Source organism: Azospirillum argentinense (assembly GCF_000632475.1).
Classification (GTDB): domain Bacteria; phylum Pseudomonadota; class Alphaproteobacteria; order Azospirillales; family Azospirillaceae; genus Azospirillum; species Azospirillum baldaniorum.
Window position 1 is genome coordinate 2,632,447 of the sequence record NZ_CP007793.1, and the last position, 13,180, is coordinate 2,645,626.

Sequence of the window (13,180 nt, forward strand, 5' to 3'; positions counted from 1 at the left end):
GCGCCAAGCCTCTGCTAGAGTGCGCCTCCCCCATCGTTTCCGGCCCGACCCCCTCCATGCCCCGTCCCGATTCCCTGACCGTCCGCGTGCTGCTGACGGCGCTCGTCGCCTTCGGCCCGCTGTCCACCGACCTCTACCTGCCCTCCCTGCCGACGCTGGTCAGCGTGTTCGACACGGACATCGCCACGGTGCAGCTCACCCTGTCGGTCTTCCTCGCCGGTTTCGCGGTGTCGCAGCTCGTCTACGGGCCGGTGTCCGACCGCTTCGGGCGGCGGCCCGCCCTACTCGGCGGCATCCTCATCTATCTGGTGGCGAGCGCCGCCTGCGCGCTGACCGACGACATCGAGACGCTGATCGTCGCGCGCTTCTTCCAGGCGCTGGGCGCGTGCTGCGGCCCGGTGGTGGCGCGGGCGGTGGTGCGCGACGTCTTCGGGCGCGACCGGGCGGCGACCGTGCTGGCCTACATGGCGATGGCCATGACCCTGGCCCCCGCCGCCGGCCCCATCCTGGGCGGCGTCCTGACGGAGTGGTTCGGCTGGCGGAGCAACTTCCTGCTGCTGACCGGCTTCGCCGCGCTGATCCTGGCCGCCACCTGGACCCTGATGGGCGAGACCAACGCCAACCGCGACGAGACGGCGCTGCAGCCCGGCCGGCTGCTCGCCAACTACGCGCTGCTGCTGCGCGACCGCGGCTTCGTCGGGCAGATGCTGACGGTGGCCTTCGCCTACAGCGGCATCTTCGCCTTCATTTCCGGGTCCAGCTTCGTGCTGATCGGGCGGCTGCACCTGACGCCCGCGCAGTTCGGGGGAAGCTTCGCCGCGGTGGTGCTGGGCTACGCGGTGGGATCCTTCCTGGCCGGGCGGCTGAGCGCGCGGCTGGGCGGGCCGCGGATGATCCGCACCGGCACGGCGGTCTCGCTGGCCGGCGGGCTGCTCGGGGTGGGGCTGGCGCTGGGCGGGGTGCTGCATCTGGCGGCGGTGGTGGCGCCGGTCTTCCTCTTCATGCTGGGCGCCGGGCTGACCCTGCCCAACGCCATGGCCGGGGCGGTCGGTCCCTACCCGATGATGGCCGGGCTGGCCTCCTCGCTGGTCGGCTTCGTGCAGATGACCGTGGCGGCGCTGATCGGCGTGGTGCTCGGCCACACCCACGCGGACAGCCAGCTTCCCATGATGACGGCCATCGGGCTGGTCGCGCTGGGGGCGGCGCTGGCCCACCGGCTCCTGGTCAGTCCTCGGGCTTAATGGAATTGGCGGGCTTGATGGAATTGGCGGGCTTGGCGGGCTCCGGCATCCAGCGCAGGGCGTAGGAGAAGACGATCGTCACGGCGAGGCAGAGCGCCAGCGCCATTCCCGCCAGCACGTAGAATCCGGCGCCGCAGGCGATGCCCAGCGCGCCGGCCATCCAGATCAGCGCCGCAGTGGTCGCCCCGCGCACCGTGGTCCCGGCGCGGAACATCACCCCGGCGCTGATGAAGCCGATGGCCTGGGCGATGCCCTGGATGACGCGGGTGGGGTCCATGTCGCCCCCGCCGGTCCCCTTCCCGGCCATGCCCCAGTAAAGCTCCAGCGCAACCAGAGTCGTCACCGCCGCGCTGATGGCCACCAACGTGTGGGTGCGCAGCCCCGCCGCCTTGCCCCGGATCTCGCGGTCGAGTCCCAGCGCCGCCCCGCAAACCGCCGCCGCGGCCAGCCGGGCCGCGATGTCCCAGACCGGAATGGCCGTACTCAAGTCCATGTTATTCCTCCCTATTTTTACCTTTGCGTAACGCTTGCTACTTTTTTGCGCCCGGTCGCATTTTTCACTTTAAAAGGCGGCCCGTTCGATCTATGTAACCGCAACTCGCAAGCGCACGTGCCGCTGGCCCGCCCCTCGTCCTTTTCGAGATGTGGTTATGCAACGACGTAACGCGTGATCCCCGACCGTCCCTTAAGCAAGGCGGCGTCTTGGAGGTTACGATGGTTCATGTTGTTGTGGGTGGGCACCGGCTCACCCGTCTCCGACTCTTTCCAGTTCTGTCCAGTCCGGTCCTTCCCCGCAAGGCAACACGGCAGTCCAGTATGGGCGGCCTGAGCGCCTGACCGTCTTTTCTTTCTGACCGGTCAGCAGCGCGCGGCCGCTCCGCCCCTGCTTTTTCACAATTCGTCCGACACCTTCATCTTGCGTCCGGGAGACTGAGATGACCGATAAGATTGCGCGCTTTTTCGAAGAGCAGCGTCCGCAGACCCCGTGCCTCGTCGTCGATCTGGACGTCGTGGAAGCGAACTATCACGACCTGGAGGAAGCGCTCCCGGACGCCAAGATCTTCTACGCCGTGAAGGCCAATCCGGCGCCGGAGATCCTCGGCCTGCTGACCCGTCTGGGTTCCGCCTTCGACACCGCCAGCGTCCCGGAAATCCAGATGGTTCTGGCCGCCGGCTGCGCGCCGGAGCGCATCTCCTACGGCAACACCATCAAGAAGGAAGCGGACATCCGCCGCGCCTTCGAGCTGGGCGTGCGCCTGTTCGCCTTCGACAGCGAGGCGGAGCTGGAGAAGATCGCCCGCGCCGCCCCCGGCGCCCGCGTCTTCTGCCGCATCCTGACCTCCGGCGAGGGCGCCGAGTGGCCGCTGTCGCGCAAGTTCGGCTGCGACCTCGCCATGGCGCGCGAGCTGCTGCTGAAGGCCAAGGGCATGAACGTCGTTCCCTACGGCGTGTCCTTCCACGTCGGCTCGCAGCAGAAGGACCTGATGCAGTGGGACCACGCCATCTTCCAGGTGGCGCAGCTGTTCCGCGAGCTTGAGGTGCTGGGCGTCGACCTCGGCATGATCAACCTGGGCGGCGGCTTCCCGACCCGCTACCGCACCGACGTGCCGGAGACCACCGCCTACGGCCAGGCCATCTTCGAGTCCCTGCGCACCCACTTCGGCAACCGCCTGCCGGAAGCCATCGTGGAGCCGGGCCGCAGCATGGTCGGCAACGCCGGCATCATCGAGAGCGAGGTCGTCCTCGTCTCCCGCAAGTCGGCCAACGACGTGAAGCGCTGGGTCTATCTGGACATCGGCAAGTTCAGCGGTCTCGCCGAGACGATGGACGAGGCGATCCAGTACCCGATCCAGGTGATGGGGGACGACGGCGAAGGCGACAGCGAGGCGGTCGTGCTGGCCGGCCCGACCTGCGACAGCGCCGACGTGCTCTACGAGCGCGCCGAGTACAAGCTGCCGATGGACCTGAAGGCCGGTGACCGCGTGCGCATCCACGCCACGGGCGCCTACACGACGACCTACTCGGCGGTCTGCTTCAACGGCTTTGCCCCGCTCCAGCAGATCTGCATCTGATCGGGCGGCGTTTCGGCCAAGAAAAAGGCCACTCTTCCTTCGGGAAGAGTGGCCTTTTCTTTTGACCGCTTGCAGAAGCCCCAAGACCCGAATGCGAAAAGGGCCGCTCCCTTACACGGGGGCGGCCCTTTTCCTTGCGGTCTCCCGCAGCCGTGACGGCGGCATTACGCCTTCCAGAACGGCTTGCTGATCTCGCCTTCGACGTCGATCTGGGAGATGCCGATGTCGTGCAGCATCCGGTCGTCCAGCCGAGCCAGCTCGCGGCGGGTGATGGTGCGCTGCCGCCACAGGGCGAACGTGTCCAGAACGCTGTCCAGCACATACGCCACCGGAGCAGGGCGCAGGGTACGGCCGGCGGGGGCCGTGCGCAGAGCGATTGCCATGGTGGTCATCCTATCTTTGAAGGTCCCGAGGGGGCCTGCCGGAAGTGGCCGCCGCGCCCTCGCTTTGTGAGAAAGAATATTGCTCATCCCGCGCAAACCCGCCACCGCCATGTGGGTATGCGAGCCGTGAGCTTTCTCGATAGCTGTCGTAGGAATATCACCGATGCAAGAATAATGGACGAATGCACAGCTTTTGGGCGTCACAAATTGTGCAGTTCACCAACAAACCGGGTTTGAAACGGAGCGCTGGACAGCCGCCGCGGCGCGTCCTACCTGTGGTCCCGACCGTCGTCCGACACCGAGTTCTTCCCATGATCGACACCATCGCCTTCGACGGCGACGACACGCTGTGGCACAACGAATCCCTGTTCTCGATGACGCAGGACCGCTTCCGTGCGCTGCTCGCCAACCATCTCGCCGACCCGGCGGACATCGACCGGCGCCTGCTGCAGGCCGAGCGCGAGAACCTTCGCGTCTACGGCTACGGCATCAAAGGCTTCGTCCTGTCGATGATCGAGACGGCGGTGGACCTGACCGACGGGCGCATCGGCGGGCGCGACATCCAGAGCCTCGTCGAGTTCGGCAAGGCCATGCTGGAACACCCGGTCGACCTGCTCGACGGGGTGCAGGAGGTGGTGGAGGGGCTGTCCGGGCGCTACCGGCTGCTGCTCGTCACCAAGGGCGACCTGTTCGACCAGGAAAGCAAGATCGCCCGCTCCGGCCTCGCCGGGCGCTTCGACGCCATCGAGATCGTCAGCGAGAAGGACCCGGCCACCTACCGCCGCCTGCTCGACCGCCATGGCGTGGACCCGGCGCGCTTCGTCATGGTGGGCAATTCCGTGCGGTCGGACATCCTGCCCGTGCTGGCCGTGGGCGGCCACGCCGTCCATGTGCCGTACCACGTCACCTGGGCGCACGAGGTGGCCGAGCCGCCCACCAAGAATTACCGCCGCATCGACAGCCTGCACGGCCTGCCGCCGCTGCTCGCCGCCTGGTGAAAAGAACCTGGTGAATGGGAGACCGCGTGATGAGCTTCGCCCTGCTGACCGACCCCGCCAGCCCCGCCGTGGAGCCCGAGACCGGAGGCCCGGCCCCCGACCGCATCCTGTCCGGCGCCCCGGTCTTCACCACCTGGAACGAGTACGAATCGGCTGACGGCAAACGCTTCGCCGGGGTCTGGCGCTCCACCCCCGGCTCCTGGCGGATCGTCTACGACGAGTGGGAGTATTGCGAGATCCTGGAGGGCACCAGCGCCATCAGCCACGCCGACGGGCGCCGCTGGATGGTCGGCCCCGGCGACCGCTTCACGCTGGAACCCGGCTTCGACGGCGTGTGGGAGGTGCTGGAGACCACGACGAAACGCTACGTGGTCATTCTTCCCTGAGGAGATCACGCCATCCTCAGCCTTCTCCCCTCCGGGGAGAGGGTGCCCCAAAGGGCCGGTGAGGGGGTGTTCATGGCGGTTACGTTCGGCACAAGCGCAACCCCCTCACCCTAACCCTCTCCCCAGAGGGGAGAGGGAACATCAAGCGCTTCAGTCGCGCTGCCCGAACAGATGGACGGCACCGAGGTCGGCGCGGTTCAGCACGACCACCGCCTTGCGCCCGATTTCCACGGCCAGAACGGCCAGCGCCAGGATCGACACCACCAGGACGATCCGCGCGACGTCGCGGGCCCAAGCGCGCCGCTTGCGCCGCCGGGCCGCCAAATGGGTGGCCAGCTTCTGCCGCAACGCGCTACCGCGCCGCCCATAGCCGCGCGTCCATCCACCCCACCCCCGCTCCACGGGCGGCGGGTCATCGGGCGGATCGTTCGGCGTGGGCGTGGTGGGAACGGGCAGTCCGGCGCCGTTCGCAGGCGGCGAACCGGTGTTGGGCGCGGCGGTTTGGCTGGCGGTCGCGCCGGGCGGGTCGGTCGCGGTCACGGCGGTCATCCTGCGGCGGAGGAACGGTCGATGAGCCGTTATCTACGCCCTTTTCATGAAAGCGCAACACACCTCATGAAAGCGCAACACACCGCGCCCCGGCTCCCGGAAAGGCCACACGGAAACCAGCGGGGTCGCGACCGGATGCCGCACCCCGCCTTCGGTCTCCTCAGCGGCGGCCGCGCGGATCGCGGCTCAGGCCCTTGGCTTCCAGCTCCGCCAGATACTCCGCCCACAGGCGATCCTGGTCCTCGCCCAGCTCGTACAGCAGCTTCCAGGAGTAGATGCCGCTGTCGTGCAGGTCGTCGAAGACGATCCGCAGGGCGTAATGGCCGATGGCCTCCAGGCTCATGATGCCGACGTGGCGGCGGGCCGAGACGGTCTGCTTCTGGCCGGGACCGTGGCCCTGCACCTCGGCGCTGGGGCTGTGGACGCGCAGGAATTCCGCCGGGTAGGAGAAGGTCTGGCCGTTGTCGAAATCGACCTCCAGCCGCTTCTCCTCCTTCTTCAGCCGGACTTCCACCGGCCAGTGCTTGGTGCCGAAGGCGTCCGACGCGAATTGCTCGTCGGACATCAGGCGGCCCCCGGCTTCCCGTCGAGGCTGCGGGCCTCATCGATCAGCATGATCGGAATGCCGTCGCGGATCGGGTAGGCCAGCCCGGCGCGGTCGCTGATCAGTTCGGCGCGCTCGGCGTCGTAGCGCAGCGGCCCCTTGGTCAGCGGGCAGACGAGGATCTCCAGAAGCTTCGGATCGACGCGCGCCTGCGTCTTGCCGTCGGCGGGCGTGTCGTCGTGGGGATGGGCGCTCATGGATCGGGCCTCGCAGTCGGAAAGTGCAGTGTCGGTCGAAGGGAACGGTCAGTGACGCAGCGCGTTGCCGCCGTCGCCCTCATGGCCGTCGAGAATGGCCATCTCGACCAGGGCGATCAAGAGCTTCGCGCGCTCCGGCAAGTCGGGCGTCTCCAGAAGGGCCTGCTTTTCGCTGGGCGAGAAGGGGCAGATCATCGCCAGCGAGGTGACCAGCCGCTCGTCCGGTGTGCCGTCGATGGCCTTCCAGTCCACCGACAGCCCCTGCATCTTGAAATAGCCTTTCAATCCGGCCAGCAGACGCACACGGTCGAGCCCGCCATCGGCCCCGCCGCGCTCCAGCGGGTCGATCAGGTCGCCGGAGAAGCGGTCCCAGTCCGCGGCAACCCGGCGGTAGCCGCGCTGGCCCTCCAGCTCCCGCATGATGGCGAAGCGGCTGACCCCGGTCAGGGTGATGATGTAGCGGCCGTCCTCGGTCTCGGCAAAGCTGGTGATGCGTCCGGCGCAGCCGGTGCCGTAGACCGCCGGCTCGCGCAGGCGGCAGGCCGGATCGGTCGGCTGGACCATGCCGATCATGCGGTCGCCGGCCAGCGCGTCCTCGACCATCGCGAGGTAGCGCGGCTCGAAGATGTTCAGCGGCAGACGCCCGCGCGGCAGCAGCAGGACCCCCGCGAGCGGGAAGATCGGGAGCTGCCGCGGGAAGCGGTCCGGTGACGGGTCGATGGGGTTCCGGCTCATGCGACGAATATAGAACCCCCGGACACGGCGAACAGAGCGCCCACCAACAGAGCGACGGCGAACGAAGCGGCCTCCAACGAAACAGACTCGAACAAAACAGACTCGCGGCCCGGAGTCGCCCCCGGGCCGCAAGTCCCCGTGATCAGCGGAACAGGATCGAGGACAGGCGGCGGCGGCTCTGCACCGTCAGCGGGTCGGTCGGGCCGAAGGCCTCGAAGAACTTGACGAGCTGCTTGCGGGCGGCCTCGTCGTTCCAGGCGCGGTCGCGGCGCACCAGCTCCAGAAGCTCGTCCACCGCGGCCTCGCGCTTGCCGGCGGCGAACAGCGCGAGCGCGAGGTCGAAGCGGGCCTCGTGGTCGTCCTCGTTGCGGGCGACCTTCTCCGTCAGCTCTGGGATCGGGCCGGCGTTGGCCGCCTGCTCGGCAACCTCCAGCGCGCTGCGCACCGCGGCGATCTCCTTGTCCTTGGCGATCTGCTCCGGCACCTTGTCGAGCATCTGCTTGGCGCGGGCCAGCTCGTCGTTGACGATCAGGCAGCGGACCAGCCCGGCGTAGGCCACGGCGTTCAGGTTCTCCGGATCGGCCTGCAGGATCTCGCCGTAGATCTCCGACGCGGTCTGGGTGTCGCCGGCCTCCAGAGCCTCCTTGGCCTGGGCCAGCGCCTCCTCCAGGATGTCGCCCTCGCCGCCGCCCGCGGCGCCGGCCAGCTTCAGCAGCTTCTCCACGAAGGCCTTCACCTGCGACTCCGGCAGGGCGCCCATGAAGCCATCCACCGGACGCCCCTGGAAGAAGGCGTAGACCGCCGGGATCGACTGCACGCGGAGCTGCGAGGCGATCATCGGGTCCTTGTCGGTGTCGATCTTGACCAGCCGCACCTTGCCCTTCGCGGCCAGTACCGTCTTTTCCAGGATCGGGCCGAGCTGCTTGCACGGGCCGCACCAGGGCGCCCAGAAATCGACGATCACCGGCACGGACTGCGACGCCTCGATGACGTCGGCCATGAAGGCGCGGTCGCTGCTGTCCTTGATCAGGTCACCGGCGGCAGGAGCGGCACCGGCGGCGACGGGCTTGTTGGCGGGCGGAATGGAGAACATGGCGGTCACGTATCCCTTTGCGATCTCGCGTGATAGATGAGCGCACGGGGCGCGTTAAGCAAGCGTCGGCTGAGAGTCCGGCGGCTCCTCGCCGAAGGGCACGATCAGCGGCTCGTGCCCGCCGGCCCGCAGGAAGCGCAGCAGGTCCGCGGCGGCGATGGCCGTGGTCCGGTCGTTCAGCAGCGGATGGTAGTTCAGCGGGTCGTGGGCCAGCATCTGCTCCTGCAGCACCACCCTCACCCGCCGCTCACGGTCGTTGACCACGGAGAAGGGCGTGACCGAGCCGGGCCGCACGCCAAGATGCCGCCACAGCCGGTCGGCCGAGGCGAAGGACAACCGCGCCGACCCGATCACCTTGTCGAAGCGGTTCAGCTCGACCCGCGCGTCCTCCAGCGCGACGACCAGCCAGTGCTGCTCCTTCTTGTCCTTCAGGAACAGGTTCTTGCAATGGCCGCCGGGCAGCGCGCCGCGCAGCGCCTTGCTCTCCTCCACCGTGTGCAGCGGCGGGTGGCGGTGGGTCACGGTGCGGATGCCGAGCGCCGCGAGATGCTCCAGGAGCTGCTCCGGGCTCGTCGGCAGCGGCTCCTCGGCCCTGCCCTCGGGGGTGTCGCGGGTGTCCATGGAGCCATCTTTAGCGGTGCGGGGAAAATCTGTCGAGGCGCCCGAGAAAAGTGAAACATGACGCTTGCATTGCGCCGATCCATGAGTATAGTCCGCCGCACGCCGCCGGACGGCACCGAACAAGGGTCCGAACGGCAGCGAAACGGAGCGCGGGCGTAGCTCAGGGGTAGAGCACAACCTTGCCAAGGTTGGGGTCGAGGGTTCGAATCCCTTCGCCCGCTCCATTCTCCCGGCGGGGATGATGGTCCTTCGAAGGGAAACAGGACGATTGATGGAAAGGCTGGACCTTCGGGTGCCGGCCTTTTTCGTTTTTCCCCTCCTGGCCGCACCCCCTCCTTCGCGCGTTGCGATTCCGCAACCGGCGCCTTCGTTTTTGAAACCGAGTCTGCGCCGACCTCTTCCATCGGCCGTGACCGGCGCCTCGTCCCCCGACCGACTTGCCTCCGGACCAGCGCAGCCATACAGCGCGCGCCCTGCCGAAAGGCGCAATTTAAAGGCGCGCAATCCGGTCAATGACACACCTTTGTAGGTCATTCCCCGCGCACATACCCCATATGAAGACGTGAACAAATTTACTTGTTGGCAACCTACTTGCGTATGACCTCCGGAATGACTAAGCTTCAAAGACGAAACAAATAGAACTTTTATCCGATTAGGGTTGTATGCACCATGGATGGTCTGGTTGCGTCGGACGGGCCAAGCCCGTGACTTTCCCGGATAGGATGTTCCTGTCCGGCCGGCGTCCGCCGCTCCGGCAACACCGGCCCTCCCCCGCCTGATCGTCATCGGCTCCGCTGTCGTCGCCCTGCGACCGGCGGTGCCGCTGGTCGCGCTTCCAAGCCCCGCTTCGTACAGCCCAGACGATAAGCCAGCCCAGACGGCAATCCATCCAGACGACGAGAGGTCCCTCCCATGGCCATGCAACGCTACATCGTGAATTTTCCGCGCCTGTCCCCGGACATGCTGGACATCTGGAAGACGGTCCCCAGCAGCATCGCGTCCGACGTGCAGAACCGCTGCCAGAGCATGGACGCCCGGATCAAGCCCTGCGCCCCGGGCATGCGCATCTGCGGGCAGGCCCGCACCGCCGTGTCGATGCCCGGCGACAACAGCATGCTGCTGACCGCCTGCAGCCTGGCCGAGCCGGGCGAGGTGGTGGTGGTCGCCGGCGCCGGCCTGGAAGAGGTGGCGCTGGCCGGCGAATGGGTGGTCCGCGGCTGCAAGTCGCGCGGCTTGGGCGGTCTGGTGATCGACGGCTCCGTCCGCGACCTTCAGGAAATCCGGACCATCGGCTTCCCGGTCTTCGCCAAGGGCTCGGTGCCGCGCGGCCCGCACAAGGCCTTCGGCGGCAAGATGGACGTCCCGGCCGGCGTCGGCGGCATGGTGGTCAACCCGGGCGACCTGATCATCGGCGACGATGACGGGGTGACCGTGGTGCCGCTGGCCGTGATGGACGAGGTGCTGCGGCGCTGCCTGGAGCTGATGGCCAAGGAGAAGATCTGGTCGCAGCAGCTCGACGCCGGCAAGTCGCTGATGGAGGTGCTGGGCGTGCCGGAACCGGAAATCGTCGAGACGCCCACCCTGCGCTGACCCCCGGCATCCGCCGGACCACGCGCGCCGGCGACCCGCACAGCCCTTCGAGCCGCCCCAAGACCGGTTTCCGCCGCCATGACGCTCATCTTTCAAATCGTGCTGCCGATGTTCGTCCTGGTCGCGCTCGGCTTCTACGCCGGGAAATCGGGCAATTTCAGCAACACGGCGGCTCAGGGGCTGTCGCGCTTTCTCGGCATCTACGCCCTGCCGGCATTGCTGTTCGCGGCGATGGCGAAAGCGAAGATCCCCGATCCCATCGAATGGGGGTTCGTGGCGTCCTTCTTCGTCGCGGCGTTCATCATCTTCGCGCTGGGCGCCGCCTGGATGCTGTCCATCCGGCGGCGGGACGAGGCGGCCATCGGCGGCTTCGCCCCCTCCTTCTCCTCCATCGGCCTGCTCGGCGCGCCGATCCTGATGGACGCCTACGGATCGTCGGTGGCAATCCCGGTGATGCTGCTGATCCTGTTCCAGTCGCCGCTCCTCTTCACCACCGCGACGATGATCGCCGAGGCGCAGCGGACGGCGGGCGGACGGCCGGTGGTCGCCGCGGTCAACGCCGTCAAGGCGACCCTGCTCAGCCCGATGATCCTGTCGATCGTCGTCGGCATGGGCTTCAACCTGAGCGGCGTCCATGTGCCGGACGCTGTCATGAAGGCGGCGGACTACGCCGCGGCCACCGTCCTGCCCTGCGCCTGCTTCACGCTGGGCACCTCGCTGTCCTTCGGAAAGCTATCGGGCAAGTTCGGCCAGGCGCTGGTCCTGGCGGTGATGAAGACGGTCCTGCATCCGGTGCTGACCTGGGTGCTGGCGGTGGAGGTGTTCCATCTGCCGCCGGACTGGCTGGCCCCCGCCGTGACCGCGGCGGCGCTGCCCATCGGCGTCAACGTCTACGCCTTCGCCGAGCGCTACCAGACGGGGCGGGAGTTGGTGTCGATGTCGCTGCTGCTGTCCACCCTGATGTCACCGATCTCGATTTCCGTCGCTTTCATGGTGGCGATGGGCTGACGCGGTCATTTCGACGCAGGCGACTTTCATTGTGCGTCCATTTGACGCTTTCCACGCAGGCCTGAGCGCGCGGAACTCCAGGGGACCACGTCAGATAGAAAGCATTCGACGTAAATCGCTGTGATTTCCGGATATCCGGTTCTGTTAGCACGATTGATACACGAATAAAGACACTGTATCTTCCACCTTGAAGCGTCAAAACCGCTTTCACCGGGTCGATTTGACAGCGTTGGGTCTATGAACCGCTCTTTTTCGCGAGAAAGACGACCGAACTCCGCCGCCGCTGCGGCGAAGGGACCGGCCACCCACGAAGACAGACATACTGAAGTATGCATCCATCCTGAACAAAGTCAGAATGGCTCTTCGTTTCGTTCATGACCCGATAATCCAATGTTGTCGAAATCAATGACCATCGATCTTTACGAGAATTTCAGAAAAGGAGGCCCAGCCTGTGTCCGCATCGGGACGGGCGGGATCTCCCGGGACCCCACCACGTCCGCGGCCAAGGGGGTCTTCCGCAATAACGCAGGAAAGAAGGGCATCCAGATGATCATTCGCAGCAAGTTCCTGGCGCTGGCGACCGGGACCCTGGCGCTGGCCATGTCGACGACCGCTCTGTCGACGGCCCAGGCCGCCTACCCCGAGAAGCCGATCACCGTGGTCGTCGCCTACGACGCCGGCGGTTCGACCGACGTGACCGCGCGCCTGCTGGCCCCCTTCATCGAGAAGCATCTGGGCGGCACCCGGATCGAAGTGGTGAACAAGCCGGGCGCCGGCGGCGAGATCGGCTTCGCGGCCATCGCCGACGCCGCGCCGGACGGCTACTCCATCGGCTTCTGCAACACGCCGAACATGGTCTCGATCCCGATCGAGCGTCAGGCCCGCTTCTCGGCGGACCGGCTGGACGCGCTGGTCAACGTCGTCGACGATCCCGGCGTGTGGAGCGTTCCCGGCGACAGCACCTTCAAGACGTTGAAGGACGTCGTGGAGCACGCCAAGGCCAACCCGAACACCGTCACCGTCGGCACCACCGGCGTGGGCTCGGACGACCAGCTCGCCATGCTGCTGGTGCAGCGCCAGGCGGGCGTGCAGTTCACCCATGTGCCCTTCTCCGGCTCCGCCGCCAACTACAAGGCGATGCTCGCCAAGAAGATCCAGATCAGCGGCCAGAACCTGGGCGAGGGGCTGCGCGGTCAGGCCTCCGACCAGATCCGCGTGCTGGGCGTGATGAGCAAGGAGCGCTGGAAGGCCGCCCCGGACATCCCGACCTTCGCGGAGCAGGGCTACCCGGTGCTGATGGCCTCGCTGCGCGGCGTCTGCGCGCCGAAGGGCCTGCCCGCCGACGTCCGCGCCAAGCTGGTGGACGCCGTCACCAAGGCCGCGACCGATCCGGAGTTCGTGGCGAAGGCCGAGGCCAAGGAGACCTTCCAGCCGCTGCGCGTCCTCGGCCCCGACGCCTTCGCGGCGGAGCTGAAGCAGCTCGACACCGAGCTGAAGTCGCTGTGGCAGTCGTCGCCCTGGCTGAAGTGATCCGGGGCTGACGCGACCCGGGCGGGCTGGTCCGTCCGGGTCCGGCCCATCCGCGAAACCACCCGCCGCCGGCCGACCGGCCTGCGTCGGGTGCGGTTCAAGCCCCCCTGACCATCCGGCGCCAACGGACCGGCCAATGGTTGAAGCAGGTGCTCCATGACTTTCCTCAATCA

At 67.4% G+C, this 13,180-nt stretch carries 15 protein-coding genes and 1 tRNA gene; 8 read left to right on the forward strand and 8 right to left on the reverse strand.

The window, feature by feature from the left end; all coding sequences use genetic code 11:
- Positions 1-56 precede the first annotated feature (56 nt).
- On the forward strand, positions 57-1,241 hold the full coding sequence (locus ABAZ39_RS12375) for a multidrug effflux MFS transporter (protein ID WP_038529738.1): 1,185 nt from the start codon (positions 57-59) through the stop codon (positions 1,239-1,241).
- On the opposite strand, the gene ABAZ39_RS12380 is transcribed toward ABAZ39_RS12375, so the two are convergent.
- Positions 1,225-1,734: an MgtC/SapB family protein gene (locus ABAZ39_RS12380; RefSeq protein WP_038529741.1), complete on the reverse strand. Its 510-nt coding sequence runs from the start codon at positions 1,732-1,734 to the stop codon at positions 1,225-1,227. The two genes, ABAZ39_RS12375 and ABAZ39_RS12380, sit on opposite strands and share 17 nt — an antisense overlap.
- A 442-nt stretch (positions 1,735-2,176) precedes the next feature.
- Between ABAZ39_RS12380 and ABAZ39_RS12385 the strand changes: the two genes are divergently transcribed.
- The gene (locus ABAZ39_RS12385) at positions 2,177-3,313 is read left to right on the forward strand and encodes a type III PLP-dependent enzyme (RefSeq protein ID WP_014238560.1); all 1,137 of its coding nucleotides are present in this window, start codon (positions 2,177-2,179) and stop codon (positions 3,311-3,313) included.
- Positions 3,314-3,477: 164 nt separating this feature from the next.
- Here ABAZ39_RS12385 and ABAZ39_RS12390 read toward each other — a convergent pair whose 3' ends face one another.
- The gene (locus ABAZ39_RS12390; protein WP_014238561.1) at positions 3,478-3,696 is read right to left on the reverse strand and encodes a DUF1127 domain-containing protein; all 219 of its coding nucleotides are present in this window, start codon (positions 3,694-3,696) and stop codon (positions 3,478-3,480) included.
- Positions 3,697-4,007: 311 nt separating this feature from the next.
- Between ABAZ39_RS12390 and ABAZ39_RS12395 the strand changes: the two genes are divergently transcribed.
- Positions 4,008-4,694, forward strand: coding sequence for an HAD family hydrolase (locus ABAZ39_RS12395; RefSeq protein ID WP_038529743.1), 687 nt, complete (start codon positions 4,008-4,010; stop codon positions 4,692-4,694).
- Between the two features lie 29 nt (positions 4,695-4,723).
- The gene (locus tag ABAZ39_RS12400; RefSeq protein ID WP_051657988.1) at positions 4,724-5,080 is read left to right on the forward strand and encodes a cupin domain-containing protein; all 357 of its coding nucleotides are present in this window, start codon (positions 4,724-4,726) and stop codon (positions 5,078-5,080) included.
- A gap of 150 nt (positions 5,081-5,230) precedes the next feature.
- On the opposite strand, the gene ABAZ39_RS12405 is transcribed toward ABAZ39_RS12400, so the two are convergent.
- The 6 genes from ABAZ39_RS12405 to ABAZ39_RS12430 form a co-directional block, all read right to left on the reverse strand.
- A complete protein-coding gene (locus ABAZ39_RS12405) occupies positions 5,231-5,620 on the reverse strand; it encodes a hypothetical protein (protein ID WP_144243531.1) in 390 nt (129 codons plus the stop codon).
- Between the two features lie 169 nt (positions 5,621-5,789).
- Positions 5,790-6,194 (reverse strand): gamma-butyrobetaine hydroxylase family protein, encoded by a 405-nt coding sequence (locus tag ABAZ39_RS12410; RefSeq protein ID WP_038529747.1) that lies wholly within the window; start codon positions 6,192-6,194, stop codon positions 5,790-5,792.
- Positions 6,194-6,430, reverse strand: a complete 237-nt coding sequence (locus tag ABAZ39_RS12415; RefSeq protein ID WP_014238566.1) for a Trm112 family protein — start codon at positions 6,428-6,430, stop codon at positions 6,194-6,196. Before ABAZ39_RS12415 ends, ABAZ39_RS12410 begins: the two co-directional genes overlap by 1 nt.
- 48 nt (positions 6,431-6,478) lie before the next feature.
- Positions 6,479-7,165, reverse strand: coding sequence for an LON peptidase substrate-binding domain-containing protein (locus ABAZ39_RS12420; protein WP_038529750.1), 687 nt, complete (start codon positions 7,163-7,165; stop codon positions 6,479-6,481).
- 142 nt (positions 7,166-7,307) lie between these two features.
- Positions 7,308-8,258 carry a thioredoxin family protein gene (locus tag ABAZ39_RS12425; protein ID WP_038529752.1) on the reverse strand — a complete coding sequence of 317 codons (951 nt, stop codon included), beginning with the start codon at positions 8,256-8,258 and terminating at the stop codon, positions 7,308-7,310.
- Between the two features lie 54 nt (positions 8,259-8,312).
- Positions 8,313-8,879: a prolyl-tRNA synthetase associated domain-containing protein gene (locus ABAZ39_RS12430; protein WP_038529754.1), complete on the reverse strand. Its 567-nt coding sequence runs from the start codon at positions 8,877-8,879 to the stop codon at positions 8,313-8,315.
- Between the two features lie 149 nt (positions 8,880-9,028).
- Here ABAZ39_RS12430 and ABAZ39_RS12435 point away from each other — a divergent pair.
- From ABAZ39_RS12435 to ABAZ39_RS12450, 4 genes are all read left to right on the forward strand, one after another.
- Positions 9,029-9,103: transfer RNA gene (locus ABAZ39_RS12435), tRNA-Gly, on the forward strand.
- 688 nt (positions 9,104-9,791) lie between these two features.
- Positions 9,792-10,469, forward strand: coding sequence for an RraA family protein (locus tag ABAZ39_RS12440; protein WP_038529755.1), 678 nt, complete (start codon positions 9,792-9,794; stop codon positions 10,467-10,469).
- A 78-nt stretch (positions 10,470-10,547) separates the two neighbouring features.
- Positions 10,548-11,477 (forward strand): AEC family transporter, encoded by a 930-nt coding sequence (locus ABAZ39_RS12445; RefSeq protein WP_038529770.1) that lies wholly within the window; start codon positions 10,548-10,550, stop codon positions 11,475-11,477.
- Positions 11,478-12,023: 546 nt separating this feature from the next.
- A complete protein-coding gene (locus ABAZ39_RS12450; RefSeq protein ID WP_038529773.1) occupies positions 12,024-13,007 on the forward strand; it encodes a Bug family tripartite tricarboxylate transporter substrate binding protein in 984 nt (327 codons plus the stop codon).
- Positions 13,008-13,180 lie beyond the last annotated feature (173 nt).

Bases quoted from the DNA above. Each gene is read 5' to 3' on its own strand.
- ABAZ39_RS12375 (WP_038529738.1), top strand. From the start codon at position 57: ATGCCCCGTCCCGATTCCCTGACCGTCCGCGTGCTGCTGACGGCGCTC.
- ABAZ39_RS12380 (WP_038529741.1), bottom strand. From the start codon at position 1,734: ATGGACTTGAGTACGGCCATTCCGGTCTGGGACATCGCGGCCCGGCTG.
- ABAZ39_RS12385 (WP_014238560.1), top strand. From the start codon at position 2,177: ATGACCGATAAGATTGCGCGCTTTTTCGAAGAGCAGCGTCCGCAGACC.
- ABAZ39_RS12390 (WP_014238561.1), bottom strand. From the start codon at position 3,696: ATGGCAATCGCTCTGCGCACGGCCCCCGCCGGCCGTACCCTGCGCCCT.
- ABAZ39_RS12395 (WP_038529743.1), top strand. From the start codon at position 4,008: ATGATCGACACCATCGCCTTCGACGGCGACGACACGCTGTGGCACAAC.
- ABAZ39_RS12400 (WP_051657988.1), top strand. From the start codon at position 4,724: ATGAGCTTCGCCCTGCTGACCGACCCCGCCAGCCCCGCCGTGGAGCCC.
- ABAZ39_RS12410 (WP_038529747.1), bottom strand. From the start codon at position 6,194: ATGTCCGACGAGCAATTCGCGTCGGACGCCTTCGGCACCAAGCACTGG.
- ABAZ39_RS12415 (WP_014238566.1), bottom strand. From the start codon at position 6,430: ATGAGCGCCCATCCCCACGACGACACGCCCGCCGACGGCAAGACGCAG.
- ABAZ39_RS12420 (WP_038529750.1), bottom strand. From the start codon at position 7,165: ATGAGCCGGAACCCCATCGACCCGTCACCGGACCGCTTCCCGCGGCAG.
- ABAZ39_RS12425 (WP_038529752.1), bottom strand. From the start codon at position 8,258: ATGTTCTCCATTCCGCCCGCCAACAAGCCCGTCGCCGCCGGTGCCGCT.
- ABAZ39_RS12430 (WP_038529754.1), bottom strand. From the start codon at position 8,879: ATGGACACCCGCGACACCCCCGAGGGCAGGGCCGAGGAGCCGCTGCCG.
- ABAZ39_RS12440 (WP_038529755.1), top strand. From the start codon at position 9,792: ATGGCCATGCAACGCTACATCGTGAATTTTCCGCGCCTGTCCCCGGAC.
- ABAZ39_RS12445 (WP_038529770.1), top strand. From the start codon at position 10,548: ATGACGCTCATCTTTCAAATCGTGCTGCCGATGTTCGTCCTGGTCGCG.
- ABAZ39_RS12450 (WP_038529773.1), top strand. From the start codon at position 12,024: ATGATCATTCGCAGCAAGTTCCTGGCGCTGGCGACCGGGACCCTGGCG.